The sequence below is a fragment of the Geomonas terrae genome, from assembly GCF_004791675.1.
Taxonomy (GTDB): Bacteria; Desulfobacterota; Desulfuromonadia; order Geobacterales; family Geobacteraceae; genus Geomonas; species Geomonas edaphica.
In genome coordinates this window covers 725,215-743,728 of the sequence record NZ_SRSC01000001.1, presented here as the reverse complement: position 1 = coordinate 743,728, position 18,514 = coordinate 725,215, and the positions used below count along the sequence as shown (strand labels likewise).

The 18,514-nt window shown below is 64.4% G+C and carries 12 protein-coding genes; 9 read left to right on the top strand and 3 right to left on the bottom strand.

Annotated features, from left to right (window positions below; all coding sequences use genetic code 11):
- Positions 1-4 precede the first annotated feature (4 nt).
- Complete coding sequence (locus E4633_RS03060) at positions 5-898, top strand: ATP-binding protein (RefSeq protein WP_246037879.1); 894 nt, start codon at positions 5-7, stop codon at positions 896-898.
- Positions 899-912: 14 nt separating this feature from the next.
- Here the strand turns inward: E4633_RS03060 and E4633_RS03055 are convergent, their stop codons facing one another.
- Positions 913-2,052: an ATP-binding response regulator gene (locus E4633_RS03055; protein WP_135868787.1), complete on the bottom strand. Its 1,140-nt coding sequence runs from the start codon at positions 2,050-2,052 to the stop codon at positions 913-915.
- Between the two features lie 45 nt (positions 2,053-2,097).
- The gene (locus E4633_RS03050) at positions 2,098-5,523 is read right to left on the bottom strand and encodes a CHASE domain-containing protein (protein ID WP_135868786.1); all 3,426 of its coding nucleotides are present in this window, start codon (positions 5,521-5,523) and stop codon (positions 2,098-2,100) included.
- A 445-nt stretch (positions 5,524-5,968) separates the two neighbouring features.
- Here E4633_RS03050 and E4633_RS03045 point away from each other — a divergent pair, with 445 nt between their 5' ends.
- The 7 genes from E4633_RS03045 (at position 5,969) to E4633_RS03015 (ending at position 15,559) form a co-directional block, all read left to right on the top strand.
- Positions 5,969-6,646: a response regulator gene (locus E4633_RS03045; protein WP_135868785.1), complete on the top strand. Its 678-nt coding sequence runs from the start codon at positions 5,969-5,971 to the stop codon at positions 6,644-6,646.
- A gap of 93 nt (positions 6,647-6,739) precedes the next feature.
- Positions 6,740-8,956 carry an ATP-dependent helicase gene (locus E4633_RS03040; RefSeq protein WP_135868784.1) on the top strand — a complete coding sequence of 739 codons (2,217 nt, stop codon included), beginning with the start codon at positions 6,740-6,742 and terminating at the stop codon, positions 8,954-8,956.
- A 54-nt stretch (positions 8,957-9,010) separates the two neighbouring features.
- Complete coding sequence (locus E4633_RS03035; RefSeq protein ID WP_135868783.1) at positions 9,011-9,745, top strand: glycine zipper family protein; 735 nt, start codon at positions 9,011-9,013, stop codon at positions 9,743-9,745.
- A 106-nt stretch (positions 9,746-9,851) separates the two neighbouring features.
- On the top strand, positions 9,852-10,829 hold the full coding sequence (pdxA, locus tag E4633_RS03030; protein WP_135869566.1) for a 4-hydroxythreonine-4-phosphate dehydrogenase PdxA: 978 nt from the start codon (positions 9,852-9,854) through the stop codon (positions 10,827-10,829).
- A 23-nt stretch (positions 10,830-10,852) separates the two neighbouring features.
- Positions 10,853-11,827 carry a transglycosylase domain-containing protein gene (locus E4633_RS03025; RefSeq protein ID WP_135868782.1) on the top strand — a complete coding sequence of 325 codons (975 nt, stop codon included), beginning with the start codon at positions 10,853-10,855 and terminating at the stop codon, positions 11,825-11,827.
- Positions 11,828-12,025: 198 nt separating this feature from the next.
- Positions 12,026-13,099: a response regulator gene (locus E4633_RS03020; protein ID WP_135868781.1), complete on the top strand. Its 1,074-nt coding sequence runs from the start codon at positions 12,026-12,028 to the stop codon at positions 13,097-13,099.
- An 18-nt stretch (positions 13,100-13,117) separates the two neighbouring features.
- Positions 13,118-15,559, top strand: a complete 2,442-nt coding sequence (locus E4633_RS03015; RefSeq protein ID WP_135868780.1) for a sensor domain-containing diguanylate cyclase — start codon at positions 13,118-13,120, stop codon at positions 15,557-15,559.
- On the opposite strand, the gene E4633_RS03010 is transcribed toward E4633_RS03015, so the two are convergent.
- Positions 15,549-16,553 (bottom strand): hypothetical protein, encoded by a 1,005-nt coding sequence (locus E4633_RS03010; RefSeq protein WP_135868779.1) that lies wholly within the window; start codon positions 16,551-16,553, stop codon positions 15,549-15,551. The two genes, E4633_RS03015 and E4633_RS03010, sit on opposite strands and share 11 nt — an antisense overlap.
- A 300-nt stretch (positions 16,554-16,853) precedes the next feature.
- Between E4633_RS03010 and E4633_RS03005 the strand changes: the two genes are divergently transcribed.
- On the top strand, positions 16,854-18,512 hold the full coding sequence (locus tag E4633_RS03005; protein WP_135868778.1) for a GspE/PulE family protein: 1,659 nt from the start codon (positions 16,854-16,856) through the stop codon (positions 18,510-18,512).
- Positions 18,513-18,514 lie beyond the last annotated feature (2 nt).

Here is an 18,514-nt window from a genome sequence, read left to right as displayed (position 1 = left end):
AATTATGTGCGACCACCATAACCACGCTCACGACCACCACCATGACCATGACCATGATCATCATCACGACCATCACCACCCCCATCTCCATGCTGTCCCGCAGCGCGGACCGGGGCTGAAGATCGCCATCACCGGCAAGGGGGGCGTCGGGAAGACCACCTTCGCGAGCCTCCTCTGCCGCGCCTTCACCGACGATGGCGGCCGGGTGCTGGCCGTCGACGCAGATCCCGACGCCAACCTGGCCGCGGCGCTCGGCATCCCGGCGGAACGTGCGGCGGACCTCCAGCCGGTGGCGCGCATGAAGGAGCTCGCCGAGGAGCGCACCGGCGCAAACGGCGGCTACGGCTCCTTTTTCAAGCTGAATCCGAAGGTGAGCGACCTTCCGGAGCAGTTCTGCATGGAGCACGACGGGGTCCGTTTCCTCTGGATGGGGACGCTGGAGCAGGGGGGGAGCGGCTGTGCCTGCCCGGAAAGCACTCTGGTGAAGCGCCTCATGGGGCACCTTCTCCTAGAGCGTGACGAGGTGGTCATCATGGACATGGAGGCGGGTCTCGAGCACCTGGGGCGCCGCACTGCCGAAGCGGTGGACGCACTGGTGGTCGTGGTGGAGCCGGGGCAGCGCAGCCTCCAGACGGCGCACCAGATCGTGAAGCTTGCCGGGGACCTCGGCATCGAGGAGGTTTTCGTGGTGGGAAGCAAGGTGCGCGACGCGGAGGACCTGCGCCTCATCGAAGCGGCGATACCGGCGGACCGTTTGCTCGGGAGCCTCGCCTTCTGCGAGGAGGTGCGGCGTGCCGACCGAGAGAACGTGGCTCCGGACCGGTTGAGCCCCAAAGCGCTCCGGGAAGTGCGTGAGATAAAGAACCGCCTGCTGGAAAGGCACGGGAAGTCGGCGTAGCTCTCAAGTCGGGATCACGTGGCGCCGATTCCGGCGTCGCCGCTCTCCCTGAGCGGGATGACGGCGCGGACCGTGGTGCCGGCACCGGGGGTGCCAAGGATTTCGAAGCTGCCCCCCCAGCGGTGTGCGCGCTCCTGCATCCCGACCAGTCCGAGGGAACGGTTGTTGGCGGGCGCGCTGCCGATGCCGCAGCCGTTGTCGGTCACCTGCAAAATGGCGCGCTCGTCGTCTAGGTCGAGCAGGATCTCGACACGGGTGGCGCCCGAATGGCGCATGACGTTGGTCATGCTCTCCTGGAAGATCCTGAACAGCGACACCTGGCGCTCCTTGTCGATTGCGGTGTCACGCCGCGGGACGTCGAGGGTGCACTCCAGGTGCCGGTTGCGCATCTCCTGCACTTCCGCCTCGATCGCCGCAACCACGCCGAGTTCGTCCAGCATCCTCGGGCGCAGCCCGGTGGTCAGGCGCCGCACCGTTCCGATGGTCGCGTTGATCACCTGGTCCATGGCCTCGATCTTGCCGGCGACCGGCGTGTCCCCCTCGGGACAGCGCCTTTTGAGCCAGGAGAGGTCGAGCTTCAAGGCGGTCAAGAGCTGCCCCAACTCGTCGTGCAGTTCCCTTGCGATCTCGATGCGCTCCTGCTCCGCTACCGTTTCCACGCGTGCGGCGAGCAGCCGCAACTGCTGGTTGGACTTCTGCAGCTCCCCGGTGCGCTGGAGCACTTCCCGCTCCAGAAGATCGTTTTTGTTGCGCATGAAGTCGGCGGCGGCCTTCAGGTTCAACTGGGTCTTGATGCGTGCGAGCACGATGGGAGGGCTGATCGGCTTCGTGATGTAGTCGGCGGCGCCGAGCTCGAGGCCGCGGCGCTCGCTATCCGGATCCGATTTCGCGGTCAGGAAGATGACGGGGATTTCCCTCGTGGCGGGATCGCTTTTAAGGAGACGGCACACCTCGTAACCGTCGAGCTCGGGCATCATTATGTCGAGCAGGATGACGTCGAGAGGGCGCGCGTCCCGTGCGATCTGCAGGGCCTTCGCGCCGTTGGTGGCCACCCGCACCTGGTAGTCGTCCTTTAGAAGCTGTCCCATGAAGGCGAGGTTGTCCGGGGTGTCGTCGACGATGAGGACCGTCGGGCGCTCTTTTTTGCTGTTCATCAAACCCTCCTCGTTTCATTGCCCTGCCGCAATCGGCATCCGCTCTTACTTCGGGGCCTGTTGAAACCGCTCCATCATCGCTCCCAATTGCACCAGTGCCCGGTCGAAGGCGAAGGACTCCATGTGTCGCGCCAGTTCCCGGGTCTCTTCCTGCCCCGTCTCGGACAGCATGCCGCGCAACTCGTCGAAGCACTGTACCGCCTCGATGTCGTCGTTGGCAAGCAGGTCATGTAGCCGCTGCATGCCGTCACGCAGCCGGGGCCAGGGAACGGCCGCCTCCGGCACCGGGAGCGCTCCCGGAAGGGACTGCAGGAAAGGCGAAACCTCGTCGACTTTACTCTGCAGGTTCCGGCAAAGCCGCAACAGGTCCTCCTTGGGCTGCTGCGTCCTCGCCGCCATTTCCACCTCCCCAGCGGCCAGCTGAATGGCCGCGAGCCCGAGGGCCCCCGCGGTCCCCTTCAGGTTGTGGGCGAGATGCCGTACCGCCGCAATGTTTCCCTGTTCGACTGCCTCCTCGATGATCATGGTGTCCGCCGCGTGCGAACTGCTAAAGCGCGACAGCATCGCGACGAGGCGCGCCGCGTTGCCGCGGAAACTGCGCAACGCCGTCGCGACGTCCAGCCCCGGAATCCCCATGATGAGGTCGTTGGCGCTGGTACTCTCCTCGGTCTTGGGCCCGCTTGCCGCGCTACGCGGTGCGGCGACCGGCTTCGGCAGCCAGTTGAGCAGCGTGGCGTAGAGCTGGTTCGGATCGACCGGCTTGCTTAGGTGGGCGTTCATCCCGGCGCGGCGGCAGGCTTCCACGTCGTCTTCCAGGGCGTTCGCCGTCAGCGCGAGCACGGGTGCCGACTCATACCCGGTAAGCCTTCGCAGTTGCTGCACCGTTTCGATCCCCCCCATCACCGGCATCTGCAGGTCGAGAAGCACGAGGTCGTAACGCTTTTGCCGGGCGAGTTGTAACGCCTTCTCGCCGTCGACCGCCGCATCCACCTCGAGCCCCACATGCCGCAAAAGATCGATGATCACTTCCCTGTTGAGCGGGTTGTCCTCGGCAAGGAGGATCTTTTGGCCGGCATGGGGGGCAAGGCGTGCCTCCACGTCAACCGCCTCGGCCCGCGCCGTTGCCGCTGCTACGCTGCGATCGGTGACCTCGGCGCCGTCCACCAAGCCGAAAGGTGCCTCGAGGGAGAAAGTGCTACCCGCACCGGGGGTGCTTTCGACGTGGATGCGTCCGCCCATCAGTTCCGCCAGGCGCTGGCAGATGGCAAGGCCAAGGCCGGTCCCGCCGTAGCGCCTGGTCATGGAGCCGTCCCCCTGCTCGAAGGCGTTGAAGATCTTCTCTCGCTGCTCGGCGGTCATGCCGATGCCGGTGTCGCGCACCGAGAACCTGAGCCAGACCTGCTCCCCTTCGCATCGTATTTTCTCGCCAACCAGCTCAATGGTGCCGCGCTCGGTGAACTTGAACGCGTTGCTGACGAAGTTAAGCAATATCTGCTCCAACTTCAGGTCGTCGCCGTACACGCGACGCGGGATGTTGCGTACGTCGACGATAAATTCCACCTGGGCCTGCTCCATCCGGTCCGCGAGTACCGAGCGGATCGTTTCGATGATGGAGGGGACGCCGAACACGGTAGGTTGCAGAGTCATTTTCTTGGCATCGATCTTCGAGAAGTCGAGTACGTCGTTGATGATGCCGAGCAGGTGTCGGGCGGCCCGGTCGATCTTGCACAGCTGCTGGCGTTGGCGGCCAGTGGCGTCGCGGCGCATGAGATAGGCGATGCCGATGATGGCGTTCATCGGCGTGCGGATCTCGTGGCTTACGTTGGCAAGGAACTCCCCCTTGGCCTGGTTTGCCGCGTCCGCCTGTTCCTTCGCCTGCATGAGCGCCACGGTCTGTTCGGCGACCCGCCGCTGGATCACCGAGGTGCGCCCGGTCATGGCGAGCATCATCACCTGCAGGAGGGCGGCGAAGAGGAGCCCGATGATCCCGACACTCCAGGCGATCCAGGAACGGTGCTGGGCGAGGTACTCGGAGGTGGGGAAGATGTCGACGGTCCAGTGGCGGTCGGCGATGGTGAGTTTGCCGTGCCAAGCGTAGGAGTCGGCGGGTTGCGGTTCGCTTCCCGACTGGAAGAGGACGCGTTTTGACGCAGGCGCCGCGGGATCGCTGACCCGCAGTTCCAGCCCCTCGGGCAACTGGTCGCGGATGGCGATCCGGATCATCTCGTCGACCTTAATGACGGCGACGGCGAACCCCAGAGGCGAAGCGGGGTCGGTCGCGACAGCCGCCCCGGAGCGGCGGTAGGCGGGATGCAGCAGCAGTACCCCCACCCGCTTCTGCTGCTCCTGTACCAGCTGGATCGGCGCGGTGACCGATGGACGCCCGGTCCTGAGGGCCTTGTCGATGGCGGCGCGGCGTATTGGCTCCGAGTTGATGTCGAAGCCGATGGCGGGGAGGTTCCCGGCGATGGGAGCGATGTATCCGACACAGACGTAGTGCGGGCGGGCTCCGGCGGGGACAAGGTCTTTCCGGCTGTTTCTCTCGGTGATCCTGAAACTGCCGGTCGGGGATTTCGCCGCCATCGCGCTTTCGAAGCGGCTGCGGTCGGCATGGGGGACGAAGGGGTTGAAGCTCAGCCCGAAGATGTCCGGGTTGTCATGCAAAGTGATGCTGGTGAAATACTCGAACTGCTGGAAGGTCATCTCCGGGTTCATCTCGATGACCCGGCGCAGCGCGGCGATCGCCTCCTGGTGCGCTATCAGGCGGTGATCCAAGAGCCGGGTCAGCTTTCTGCCGTGGTCGGCGACCTGTGCCTCCTGCTGTCTCTGCTCCCAGCGTGCGATGCCGAGGTAGGACGCCGTAACCAGCATGAGGGTTACCGTCATCGGGACGGTGACGTTCACCAAACGCTCCTTCCAGGGGGATTCCCTGAGCAGGAAGATCAGGGTGAGCGGAGCGAATAGCACCACCCCTAACGTGTCGCCGCTCCACCAGCTCCACCAGGAGAAGGCAAGATCCTCGCTCGGGATGATGCCGGCCAGGTGAAGCGCCGCGATGCCCACGGTGGCCGAGACGAGGCAAGCGACCGGCCCGCTGCAGACGAGGAAACAGGCGATATCCCGCTCGGTTTCGAGCACGCGCCATTTATCGCCAAGGAACCGGGTTGCCAGGTCTGCCGCGGCGTAGGCCTGCAGCGTCGCACCGGTGGCGAGAAGTACGGCCACTACCGCCGAGTCTGCGTGGAGCGTGCCGTGGTACCAGGGGGTGGCAAGGTTGATGAAGAGCGAGCCGAGCCAGATGCCGGGGAGGATGCGGTGGCCGAAGTAGAGTGCCGCGGCGACCGCGAGGCCGGCGGCGGGAAAGACCGGGCTCGCATAGCCCGGGGGAATGGCCAGGGCGAGGCCGAGGGCGCCGAGAACGGCGTAGGCCAGGGCAACGATGGGGATGCGGGTCATGCTGTTTGCTGTCATAAACGCGGCTGCTCCATGCAACGGACGGCGGTAAAGGCGATCCTGACTGACGGATGATCGTGGGGACTGGCTCCGCAGGTGCCTGTCCCCTTGCCGGCCAGCTTCCCCCCTACGGCCTCCCCCTCCGGGGGGAGGGGTGCTTTACGGGTTGGTTCAGGAAAGCCTTTGAAAGATAACAATAATTGTTCCTGTCATATATAAGCTCGGGGCCCATTTTCATGTCCGTGTTTGTCTTACTTCGCCTTATCGCGCTCTCACGACCGTAAAGGCCCAAAGTCCGGTAGTTTGTATGATTTCCAAGGGCAGGCGTGGCTCCCTTGCCGGTCGCATGCGCGGACAGAAGCGGCTCTGGGGACTGCTGTACCTTGACTTGGCGCACGGTAAGTCGTATTTTATCGGGAAAATTCTATATTCAAGAACTTGCCCCCACAGGGAGAAGACGCCATTGCAACCCACCATTCTGCTCGTTGACGATCTGCAGATGTTCCTCGAGATCGAGAGAGATTTTTTCCGGCATGCCGACGTAAAAATCGTTACCGCACGCGACGGCGTCGAGGCGCTGGAAGCGGTGCAATCCTACAGTCCTCGCGTCGTTTTCATGGACCTGCAGATGCCCAACATGGACGGCGCGAGCTGCTGTAAGGCGATCCGGGCCACACAGTCGCACGGCGACACCCCCGTGGTGATCATATCCTCCAGTACATCGGAGGCGGACCGGGAAGAGAGCTTCGCCGCCGGCTGCAACTACTTCCTCACCAAGCCCGCCGGCCGCGACCGTTTTCTCGAGATCGCCCGCGAGTTCATCCCGGACATCGACCGTCGAGAGAAGCGCGTCCCCTGCTGCCTCCCGGCCACCCTTTCCTGCAACGGGGTCTCCGCACCATGTGCGCTGCACGACCTCGGGGTCGAGGGGGCCTATCTGGTCACCGACCTAATCGCCAAGGCGGGGAACGTCATTCATGTCTCCTTCACCCTTCCCGACGGCACCGCCGTAGACACCCCCTGTAAAGCAGTCTGGATCGACGAGAGCGGAAAGACCCGTCCGAGGGGGATCGGCGTCAGGTTCGCCCTGCTCCCGAAACCGCTGCGCGGGGCGCTGGCCCGGGCCCTGGAGAAGCTGTAGGCAGATTCCCTTTTGACCTGAACGGCGCTTAGGTGGTATAAAGAGGCGCTTCCTCCCGGGGCGCCTAAGCCCCGGCGGGCCTTAAGGAAAACCATGAAACTGCTCCACAATCTGAACCCTCCGCAGAAGGAGGCCGTGCAGCACGGCGAGGGACCGCTCCTGGTCCTTGCCGGCGCGGGCTCCGGCAAGACCCGCGTCATCGTGCACCGCATCGCCTACCTGATCCACGAGCGGGGCGTCCCCCCCTGGCAGATCCTGGCCGTCACCTTCACCAACAAGGCCGCAGGCGAGATGCGCGAGCGCATCCGGCACATGCTGGGCGACGGCGAAACGCCGCTCGTTTCCACCTTCCATTCCACCTGCGCCCGCTTTTTAAGAAACGACATCAAAAGCCTGGGTTACGACCCGAACTTCGCCATCTACGACGACAAGGACTGCGAGCGCCTCCTGAAGGACTGCTCCGCCGAACTGAACCTGGACGAGAAGCGCTATCCGGTGAAGCTTTTGGGGAGCTCCATCGACGAGTTCAAGAACCAGGGGATGACCCCTTTCGACGTTCCGGCCGATTCCCCCTACCAGGCGACGCTCGCCCGGGTGTACCGCTGCTACCAGGAGCGCCTGAAGCGCTGCAACGCGGTCGACTTCGGCGACCTCTTGCTCCTTACCGTGCAGCTTTTCGAGGAGCACCCGGAGGTGCTGGAAAAGTACCTGAAGCGCTACCGCTGGATCATGGTGGACGAGTACCAGGACACGAACCCGGTGCAGTACCGCCTGGTGCAGCTCCTCGCCGGGGAGAGGCAGAACCTCTGCGTCGTCGGGGACGACGACCAGTCCATCTACGGCTGGCGCGGCGCCGACATCCGCAACATCCTTGAGTTCGAGAAGGATTTCCCGAACGTGAAGGTGGTGAAGCTGGAGCAGAACTACCGTTCCACGAAGAACATCCTGGACGGCGCCTGGCACGTGGTGCAGAAGAACCGGGGCAGAAAGCCCAAGCGCCTTTGGACCGACAACCCGGAAGGGGAATCGATCGTCTACCGCACCCTCCCGAACGAGTGGGAGGAGGCGCGCCTCGTCTGCCGCGAGATCGAGCGCTTCCTCTCCGAGGGGGGGGACCTCTCCGAGGTCGCCGTCTTCTACCGCACCAACGCCCAGTCCCGCGTCATCGAGGACGCCATGGTGGCGGCGAGCGTCCCGTACCACATGGTGGGCGGCGTCCGCTTCTACGCGCGCCTCGAGGTGAAGGACATCCTCGCTTACCTGAAGGTGCTCGACAACCCCGCCGACGACGTCTCGCTAAAGCGCATCATCAACACCCCGCCGCGCGGCATCGGCAACACGACTGTGCAGAGGATCGCCGAGTTCGCAAACGAAAAGGGGATCCCGTTCCACGACGCCATGCTGGAGGGGGCCTACGGGCCGCTCTTACCGGCCGCCGCGAAGGGAAAGGTCGCCGCCTTCGTGAACGAGATGGAGGGTTACAAGGCCCTCTCCGAAAAGCTCCCGCTCTCCGAGCTCACCGCCGCCGTCATCAACGATTCCGGGTACTACGCGCGCCTGAAGAGCCTGCCCCGCGACGAAGGGCAGGACCGCATCGAGAACCTGCAGGAGTTGGTTACCGCCATGCAGGTCTACGAGACCGGGCCGGGGGAGAAGGGGCTCGCCGACTTCCTGGAGCAGGTGGCGCTGGTCAGCGACCTCGAGCACGAGGGGGACGGCAAGAAGGCATCGGCTACGCTCATGACGCTGCACTCGGCCAAGGGACTCGAGTTCCAGCTCGTCTTCATGATCGGCATGGAGGAGAAGCTCTTCCCCCACGCGCGCGCCCTTGAGAATCCGGAGCAGATGGAGGAGGAGAGAAGGCTCTGCTACGTCGGGATGACCCGGGCGAAAAAGCGCCTGTTCCTTTTGAACGTGCGCCGGCGCCACATCTTCGGCCAGGAGCAGATGAACGCGCCGGCCCGCTTCATCGCGGACATCCCGAAGGAGCTCCTGGACGGGGGCGACCTCTGGCAGCGCAGTGAGCCTTCGCACAACTTCTCCTCCTCTTCTTCTTCTTCGCACAACCTCGCCTCCCTCTTCGAGGACGAGATGGAGCCGGAGGTGGCGGACAACGAGGTGCGCATGGTCCCGGAAGACGGGGAGGACGGCATCTGGGTCGGGATGAAGGTGCGCCACGCCCAGTTCGGTCCCGGCACCATCCGGAAGATCGAGGGGGAGGGTGACAACCAGAAGGTGATCGTCTGGTTCAACTCGCTCGGCGGGCCGAAGAAGCTCCTCGTACGCTTCGCCGGGCTTGAGCGGGCCTGAAAACGGGTATATAGTTACTGCGGTGATACTAATGAGAATACAAGGAGGCCAGCCATGAGAAAAGTAGCCGCCATGATGATCGCGATGATGCTCTTTTCCGGATGCACCCATTACAAGAGCCAGTACGTTTCCTTCCGTCCCCCCGAGGCGTACGTGAACCACATGGAGCAAAACGGCGTCTCCCTCGGAGGCGAGGCGTACGCGACCGCGGACTCCGCCGAGCAGGCCTTCGGTTTCGACATCAAGGGGGCGGGGCTTTTACCGGTCATGCTCGTCATGGACAACAAGAGCGGCAAGACCCTGGAGCTCATGGCAGGGCAGACCTTCCTGGTGGACGAGGGGGGGAACTACTGGCCCATGGTCACCAACAAGGTCGCCTTCGACCGGCTGGAGAGCTCGACCCAGTTCGCCTCCTTCTTCGGCAAGGGTGCCGGCAAGGGCGCCCTCCTCGGCGCCGCCGCGGGTACCGTGCTCGGTGCCGCACTCGGCATCGTCTCCGGCCAGAGCGTAGCGGGGAGCCTCGGCAAGGGTGCCGCGATCGGTGCGGCGGGCGGCGCCGTCATCGGCGGGACCTCGGAGGGGACCTCCAACGAGCGTGAGAACCGCATCTCGGACGACCTGAGGAGCAAGGGGCTGGAGGGGCGTCCCATCCCCGCCGACAGCCTTTCCAACGGCTTCGTCTTCTTCCCGGGGGAGGCCCCGAGCGCCAAGGAGCTGAGGCTGCAGTGGCGCGAGCGTGAGACCGGCCAGGTACAGAAGCTGATCCTGCCGCTCAACGTGCGCAAGTAGGCGCGAAGCTCGCAGCTTGAAGCGCGAATAGGGGCTCAAGGGCCCCTATTCGTTTGTGCGGGCCTTAAAGGAGAACCCTTTGGAAAAACCGATCATCGCCGTAACCATGGGTGACCCGAGCGGCATCGGGCCGGAGATCATCGCCGCCACGCTCGCCGACCCCTCCGTAACCGCCCTCTGCCGCCCGCTGGTTCTGGGCGACCGCGGCGCCATGGAGCGCGGCATCGCCGTCGCCGGCGTAGACTTAGCCATCGTCTCCGCCCCGGACCTCATCCCTCCCGCGGCAGCAGCACCGGGGACGCTCTACCTGCGTGAGCTCTCCACCCTCAACGCGGACCAGATGGAGTACGGCCGTCCCACCCCCGCCGGGGGAGACGCCTGCTACCGCTACATCTGCGAGGCGGCGCGCCTTTGCATGGAAGGGACCGCGGCGGCCATGGCGACCGCCCCCATCAACAAGGAGTCGCTGAACAGCGCGGGGCACCACTTCCCCGGCCACACCGAACTGCTCGCCGAGCTGACCGGCGGGCACGAGGTGGTGATGATGCTCGCCGGCGAGCGCCTGCGCGTCACCCTGGTCACCATCCACGAGGCGCTCTCACGCGTCCCTGAGCTCGTCACCTTCGAGCGCGTCCTCTCCACCATCAGGATCACCAACGCTTCGCTCTCCCGCTGGTTCTGCAGGGCGCCGCGCCTCGCCGTCCTTGCGCTCAACCCGCACTGCGGCGAGGGGGGGATGTTCGGCGACGAGGAAAGCCGCATCATCGCTCCCGCCATCGCGCAGGCCAGGGCGGAGGGGATCGACGCGACGGGGCCACTTTCTGCCGACACCCTTTTCCACTTCGCCTGTGAGGGGGGGTACGACGCGGTGGTCTGCATGTACCACGACCAGGGGCTCATCCCGCTCAAGCTGCTCCACTTCGATGACGGCGTGAACGTCACCCTGGGGCTTCCCATCATCCGCACCTCGGTGGACCACGGCACCGCCTACGACCTGGCCGGGACCGGCCGCGCGAGTGCCGCCAGCATGAAGGCCGCCCTCGTCATGGCGGCGGGGATGGCACAGACGGTTCAGGAAATCTGAGGCTTAGAAAGGAATCGCATCACATGAATCTGAAGAAATACCTCCGCTGGGGCGCCGGTCTCCTGGCCCTCTATGTCGTCTACGTCGTCGTTTCCTTGTTCTTCCTCCCGCCGGTCACCGAGCTAAAGAACAAAAAGACCAACATGACCATCCAGGTGAAGGACTGGCAGGGTAACTACCACCCCCTGGTGGTGGGGCCGAAGAACAAGTACTGGACCCCGCTTGCCCAGATCCCCCCCGAGATGAAGTGGGCGGTGATCCTCGCCGAGGATGCTTCCTTCTACAAGCACGAGGGGGTCGACGTGAAGGCGATCAAGGAGGCGATCAAGTACGACCTCGAGAAGCAGAGCTTCGCCCGCGGCGCCTCCACCATCACGCAGCAGGTGGCCAAGAACCTCTTCCTCTCCCGGGAAAAGACCCTGACCAGGAAGGCGAAGGAGCTTTACCTTGCGAAGCGGATGGAGCAGGAACTCAGCAAGGGGCGCATCATCGAGCTCTACCTGAACGTGATCGAGCTCGGGCCCATGGTGCACGGCATCGGCCACGGCGCACGCTACTACTTCGGCAAACCCGCGGCGGCACTCACCCCGCGCGAGTGCGCCTTCCTGGCCGCCATGCTCCCCGGTCCCCGCGTCGCCTACAACCCGTACAAGAACCTGGACAAGGTGCTCAAGCGCTCCAACATGATCCTGAGGCTTTTGGCCAACAAGGGGGTGCTCTCCTCCGGCGAATACCAGGCGGCACTGGCCGAGATGCCCAACATCGGACGTCTGCAGAGAAAGGTCGACGAGAGCATCAAACAGGTCGAGGTCATGGCGAACCACACCAGCGCCACCGTGCCGCAGGGGTTGTCCGAGGAGCCCGGCAAGGGGGGCGCCGAAACCTCGGGAGGCGCTGCCACCGAGCAGCCTGCCGCAGGCGAACCCGCGCCGGAAAAAGCCCCGGACGCGGGAGCTCCTCCCGCGAAGGAGGAGGCCCCGGCGCAGGAGAAGCAGTAGCTGGACAACGCAGACCTGTCCCCCTTTCCGGCACTATCGGAGGGGGACAGGCACCTGCGGGCCAGTCCCCTTTTACCCTTTCCTCCCCGTCCCCGCCGCACCTCTTAGCCTTTCCTTAGAAAACTCCCCCTCAAGTTCCCATTAAATCTGCCGACATTACGTAAGGGAGCAATCATCGCGCAAACATCCGGAGAAGCTATGGAAACAACTGTGTCCGGTCGCGTCATCCTGGTTGACGACGACCCTTATGTCCTGGAGAGCGTGGCCCTGCTCCTGTCGGTGAGCGGCTTCGAGGTGCACCCCTTCTCGAACGGCATGGAGGCGCTGGAACTTTTGCGCCAGTCGCCGCCGGACGTGGTGCTGACCGACGTCAACATGCCCCAGATGACCGGGATCGACCTCCTGGAACAGGTGCACGAGTTCGACAAGGACATCCCGGTGATCCTGATGACCGCCTACGCGGAGCTTGAGATGGCGGTCTCGGCGATCAAGAAGGGGGCCTTCGACTTCATCATCAAGCCCTTCAAGACCCCCTACCTCATCTACGCCGTCGAGAAGGGGATCAACTACCAGCGCCTGGTCCTTGTCGAGAAGAACTACAAGGCGGAGCTTGAGCGCCAGGTCCTCGACCGGACCCGCGAACTCGGGGAGGCCCTGGTGCAGATGCGCGCCATGAGCCGCGAGACCATCGAGAGGCTCACCGCGGCGGCGGAGCTTAGGGACGAGGACACGGGCAAACACATCGCCCGCATCGGCTTGTACGCGAAGCGGCTGGCCGAGCAGCTCGCCATGCCGCGCGACTTCACCGACGCCATCGCCATGTCGGCGCCGATGCACGACGTCGGCAAGATCGGCATCCCGGACGCCATCCTGCTCAAGGCGGGACCGCTCAACCGGGAGGAGTTCGAGATCATGAAGGGGCACACCACCATCGGCGGCAAGATCCTCACCGGCTCAAACCACATGGTGCTGCAGATGGCGGCCTCCATCGCCAACACCCATCATGAGCGCTGGGACGGCAGCGGCTATCCCGCAGGCCTCGTCGGGGCAGCGACCCCGATGGAGGGGCGCATCGTGATGCTGGTCGACCAGTACGACGCGCTCAGGAGCAAGCGGGTCTACAAGCCCGCCCTCGACCACGACAGGACCGTGGAGATCATCACCAAGGGGGATGGCAGGACCATGCCGCACCATTTCGACCCGGAGGTCCTGGAGGCCTTCGCGGGGGCGGCGGGCGATTTCGAGCAGATTTTCGCCACCCACACCGACTAAACGAAGCAGACGACGGCAATGTCGAGGTTCAGCCTGAAAATAAAGCTGGCTGCGGTGGTCTTCATCCTGGTCGGCACCGTGAGCACCGGGGTCGCCGGGCTGGGACTCCTGTTCTTCATCCAGGAGTTCAAGGCCAGCACCGCCAGCCGGCAGTTCTCCGTCGTGAGCGCCATGGCGGGCGAACTCGACGACCGGATCACCGCGGCGCAACGGGAACTCACCGCGGTGGCACTCAGCATTCCACCATCGATGGCCGGTGACGCCGCCAAACTGCAGCATTTCCTCGACTCCCGCCTCGACCTGCACCAGGTCTTCAGCGACGGCACCGCCTTCTTCTCACCTGCCGGCACCCTTCTCGCCTACGCTCCGGGGGAGACCCCGCTCATCGGAAAAAAATTCGCCACGCGCGAGTACTTCGTACGCACGCTCGCCTCGGGCAGACCGCAGATCTCCACACCCTTCACCTCGGCCCGGGGCGAGGGGCATCAGGTGGTGATGTTCACCGCACCGGTCATGGGCGCCGACGGCAGCGTGATCGGCGTGCTGGGCGGGAAGGTGGAACTCCGGGAGGAAAATTTCCTGAGCCGCGTGGCCCGCATGCATGTGGGGGACGGCGGCAACTTCTTCCTCTTCAACGACAACCGCCAGATGATCGCGCACCCGGACCGGGACAAGGTCGGCATCCCCATGGCGCACAGGGGGGAGCGGGAGCTCCTGGACCGGGCCATCGCCGGGTACGAGGGGAGCGGGGAGATGGTGAGCCCCTCCGGGGTGGACGGCATCTACTCCTTTAAGCGGCTTAAGACGACGGGGTGGATCCTCGCCGCGGAGCGCCCGCTCGCAACGGCCTACGAACCGATCGCCAGGGCGGAAAGGCTCGTCCTCTACAGCCTCTGCGGGCTGCTGCCGCTGGCGCTCATCACCGTCTGGCTCTTCGTAGGCCGTCTCACCGCTCCGCTTCTGATGTTCGCCGGCCGGGTGCGCGAGTCCGGCCGCGACGGGACTCCCTTCACACCGATCCCGCTGCAAAGCGGGGACGAGATCGGCGAGCTGGTGCAGGCCTTCAACGCGATGATGCAGGAGCTGACCAGCCAGCGGCGTCTTCTGGAGCGGGAGAAGAGCTTCGCGGAAGAGCTTTTGCAGCATTCCGCCGTTCCCTGCTTCGTCATCGACGCCCGGCACCGGGTCATCATCTGGAACAGGGCGATGGAGGAGTTGACCGGCGTGGAGGCTTCGCGTCAGGTCGGCGGGGCCGAGCCGTGGCGCGCCTTCTACGAGGAGCCGCGCCGGGTGCTGGCCGACGTGGTGGTGGACGGAGCGCTGCACGAGATGGCGGATCTCTACCCCTGCTACGCGGACTCGGCCCTCATCCCGGAGGGGCTCCGGGCGGAGGGGTGGTACCGGCTCAAGGGAAAACAACGCTACCTATGCTTCGATGCCGCCCCGATCCGGGACACCGAGGGGAACCTCCTGGCGGCGATCCAGACCCTGCAGGACGTGACCACGCGCGCCAACACCGAAGAGCAGTTGAGGAACATGGTCGAGGCGATCGGCGAGAGCGAGGAGCGCTTCCGCCGCCTGGTCGAGCTCTCCCTCGACGGCATCGCCATCCTCGTGGACCGCTGCTTCGTCTTCGTGAACCCGGCGGGGTGCGAGATGCTCGGGTGCGGCGTCCCCGACGAGCTCATGGGGCGCGAGATGCGGGAGTTCATCCAGAGGGAGTCGGAGGAGGTCTTCCTGGAGCAGATGAGCTACGCGGAGTCGACCGATACCACCGCGCCGTGGGTCGAGGAGAGGTTGTTGCGCAGCGACCGCACCGCTATCGAGGTGGAGCTCGGGGTGGGGCCCTTCGTGTACCGTGGGCAGAAGGCGCTGCAGGTCATCTTCCGGGACATCACCGAGCGAAAACTCGCCAAGGCGCGCCTGGAAACGCTTGCCCACTACGACTCGCTCACCTCGTTGCCGAACCGGGTGCTCTTCTTCGATCGGCTGAACCACGTGGTCTCGGAGGCGAAGCGCTATCACCACCCGATGGCGCTCATGTACCTGGATCTCGACTGCTTCAAGGAGGTGAACGACCGCTTCGGCCATGCCGCGGGGGACGTGGTGCTGTTGGAGGCGGGGCGCCGTCTGAAAGATTGCGTGCGGGCCTGCGACATGGTGGCGCGCATGGGAGGGGATGAATTCACCATCATCCTGAGCAAGATGGCGGAGCCGCAGGACGCGACGGTGGTTGCGGAGCGGATCATCGCGGCGTTCTCGCTCCCCTTCCAGGTGGAAGGGGAGGAGGCGTCGGTCGGGGTGAGCATCGGTATCTGCATCTACCCCGTTAACGATACCGATATGGATGGCATGGTGCGTTGCGCCGACGGCGCCATGTACCGCGCCAAACAGGACGGCAAGAACGTTTACCGTTACTGCGAGCCGCCGCAACGAAGGGAAGGGGAGGTTATACCCTGAGGCTTTCCACCGCGGCCTCGTCCATTGCGTTAGTGGTGACGAACTCGCTCTCGACGCCGTCGCAGGTGACCGCGATGGTGGCAGTCTCACCCGGCTCCGCCTTGGTGTAGCGCAAAAGGATCTGCGCCGCGCGCTCGAGGAGTTCGGGAGAGCTTTCCCCCATGAGTGCCGCGAGGGGGCTTTTGCCGTCCTTCCAGCGCAGTGCCGCCTCACCCGCCTGGATGTTGCGCTCGACGAGATCGTTCTCCGCCTCGTTTCTACCTACGATCACCTTGGTGCGACGTCCGATCCTGAAGTGGCGCCCGAGTTTCAAGAGCCTGAAGTCCCTCATGTTCAGTTCGTCGGAGTGGTCGAAGACGTCGCGGATCTTGCCGACGAAGGAGAGCTCGGTCAAAAGGCAGCCGCCGGCCGGGCAGGGGTAGTTCTTCACGTCGAGTTCCTCGGCGAGCTCGAACTGCTCCTTCCTGGAGCGTCCCGAGATGGAGAGGAGCTTCTCGCGGTCCACCCACCCCTCCTGCTCCGGGATGGTCGGGTTGAAGTGCTTGGCCGAGAGGGGGCGCAAGAGGAGCCCCTCGAGGCCGCTCTCGCGCTCGATCACGCGCAGCGTGTCGCGGCGCTGGCTCATGGGGCGCTGGCCGAGCACCTCGCCGGTGATGACGAAGTCGGCGCCCGACTCCTCCATGTACTGTTTCGCTTTCTGCAAAAGGAAGATGCGGCAGTCGATGCAGGGGTTCATCCCCTTGCCGTAGCCGTGCTTCGGGTTCCTGATGATCTCAAGGTAGTCGGTCCCCTTGTGCATCACCTTGATGGGGATCTTGAACTCCTCCGCCACGCGAACCGCCTCAGACTTGCAACCGGCGTTCTTTCCGGTGCAGGTGCAAAAGGGTGAGGTGAAGTTGAGCGCCTCTACTGCAATCCCCTGTTCGAGGAGCACCTTCACGGCGAGGGTGGAATCAAGTCCGCCCGAAAGCAGGGCGATGGCTTTTCTCTGCATGCAAACTCCTTATTCAATTGACAATTGAGAATTGGCAATTGACAACGTGTTGTCTTGTTCAGTAATGATGGCAGTGACTTGCAACGCGACTTACGGATAGTCAGGAAGGGGATCTGCGTTGAGGTTCTGCTTGTAGAGGTACGGGGCATCGGCTTCTATGCCTGCAGCAAACGTGGCATTGTCAATTGTCCACTGTCAATTGTCAATTGATTTGTGCCTCGGCATTGCCAATTGTCATTCGATGCGTTTTCGGTTACATTTCCGTGGCACCGCCATCTGCAGGAACCCGGAGGTAATGCAATGAACGGGCTTGTCAAGGAAGGGTCCATCGGTGAGGTCCTTTTCAAATCGCAGATCATCACCGAGCATGAGTTGAGGGCCGCCCTCGAGGCGCAGAAGGTCTCGGGATGCCGGGTCGGCGAAGCGCTGGTCCGCATGGGGGTGGTCACCCAGGAGGACATCGACTGGGCGCTCGCCAACCAGCTGAACATCCCCTACGTACGCCTCAAGAAGGAGAACATAGATCCTGCCGCCGTGGAGAAGGTCCCGGGGGAGTTGGCACGGCGTTACAGCCTCTGCCCGGTGGTCTTGACCGGCACCGAGCTCTCGGTCGCCATGGCCGACCCGCTCGACAAGGGCGCCATCGAGGAGCTCTCCCGCGTCACCGGGTGCCACGTCAACATCTCCGTAGGTCTCATCCGCGAGATCCGCGAGATGCACGAGATCCTCTACGGGCCAGACGTCACGCAGCCGGAGCTCGGTTTTTCCTCGGGGCTTTTCAGCGCGACCGTGCTCTCCGCCATCAACACGGATCTCACCTGCGCGACCCTTTTGAACCACCTCCTGTTGCGCGTGGTGCAGCAGAAGTTCGACAGCCTCGCCCTGCAGCCCCTGGGGGACCGGGTGCGTTTCTTAGCCCGTGCCGGGAGAAAGACCACCGAGCTCGGCAGCCTCGCCATCACCCACTACGCCCTTCTCACCGAGCGCATTCGGCGCCTTTGCTCGCTCCCCGCTGCCACCCAGGGTGCGTCGAACGGCGTGCTCAGGTTCTTGTTGCAGGGAAAGAAGATCCCCTTCCAGGCGCTCCTCATGGCGGGGGACGGCGGCGAATACGTGACGCTCAGGCTGCACGTGAGCGCGCCGCAGTTGACCGGTCTCGACGACCTGGGGCTCGCCCCGCGGCAGCGCGCCGACATAGACGCCCTGGCCGGCGTCCGCGACGGTCTCATCCTCTTCTCCGGCAGGGAGCCGGAGACGCGCGGCAGGCTCATCGACCTCTTCCTCGACTCGTGCGACCACACCGACCGCAACGTGATGATCGTGGGTGAGCGGCTCGGGCGCGGCAAGGAACGCTTCCCCCGCCTCCCCCTGGCGCGCTGCATCGCCGACGACACCGCTGCGGTGACGGCCCGGGCCATGGACCACGATCCCGACACCCTCGTCATCGAGGACATAACCGAGCTTCCCGCCTTCATCGCGGCGAGCAAGGCGGTGATGCGCGGCAAACTGGTGCTGGCCGGGATCTCGCACGGGAGCAAGGGTGAGGTGCTGAAACAGCTGCTCTACCTGATTCAGAAGAACTTCCTGATCCCGACCCACCTGAAGGGAGTGGTTGGCTGCCGCAGCGTTTTCCTCCTTTGCCCCGACTGCAAGGAGCGCTACGTACCCGCGCCGGAGGAATTGGCCGCACTGAGGCTTCCGGCGAGCGAGCGCGCCTCTTTCCGGCCCGTCGGCTGCCCCGCCTGTGACCAGACCGGTTACCAAGGCCGCAAATACCTCCTCGAGGTGCTCCGTTTCGACGGCGAGCTCCTGGAGGCGCTGGAGATGATCCGCAACAGCGACGAGATGCTCCGCTACCTGAGGGAGTCCGGCTTCCGTGGCGTGGCCGAAGAGGGGCTCGAGCTCCTCGAACGCGGGGAGATCTCCCCGGGCGAATACGTCGCCTCGATACTACTGTGACG

Bases quoted from the DNA above. Each gene is read 5' to 3' on its own strand.
- E4633_RS03060 (WP_246037879.1), top strand. From the start codon at position 5: ATGTGCGACCACCATAACCACGCTCACGACCACCACCATGACCATGAC.
- E4633_RS03055 (WP_135868787.1), bottom strand. From the start codon at position 2,052: ATGAACAGCAAAAAAGAGCGCCCGACGGTCCTCATCGTCGACGACACC.
- E4633_RS03050 (WP_135868786.1), bottom strand. From the start codon at position 5,523: ATGACAGCAAACAGCATGACCCGCATCCCCATCGTTGCCCTGGCCTAC.
- E4633_RS03040 (WP_135868784.1), top strand. From the start codon at position 6,740: ATGAAACTGCTCCACAATCTGAACCCTCCGCAGAAGGAGGCCGTGCAG.
- E4633_RS03035 (WP_135868783.1), top strand. From the start codon at position 9,011: ATGAGAAAAGTAGCCGCCATGATGATCGCGATGATGCTCTTTTCCGGA.
- pdxA (WP_135869566.1), top strand. From the start codon at position 9,852: ATGGGTGACCCGAGCGGCATCGGGCCGGAGATCATCGCCGCCACGCTC.
- E4633_RS03025 (WP_135868782.1), top strand. From the start codon at position 10,853: ATGAATCTGAAGAAATACCTCCGCTGGGGCGCCGGTCTCCTGGCCCTC.
- E4633_RS03020 (WP_135868781.1), top strand. From the start codon at position 12,026: ATGGAAACAACTGTGTCCGGTCGCGTCATCCTGGTTGACGACGACCCT.
- E4633_RS03015 (WP_135868780.1), top strand. From the start codon at position 13,118: ATGTCGAGGTTCAGCCTGAAAATAAAGCTGGCTGCGGTGGTCTTCATC.
- E4633_RS03010 (WP_135868779.1), bottom strand. From the start codon at position 16,553: ATGCAGAGAAAAGCCATCGCCCTGCTTTCGGGCGGACTTGATTCCACC.
- E4633_RS03005 (WP_135868778.1), top strand. From the start codon at position 16,854: ATGAACGGGCTTGTCAAGGAAGGGTCCATCGGTGAGGTCCTTTTCAAA.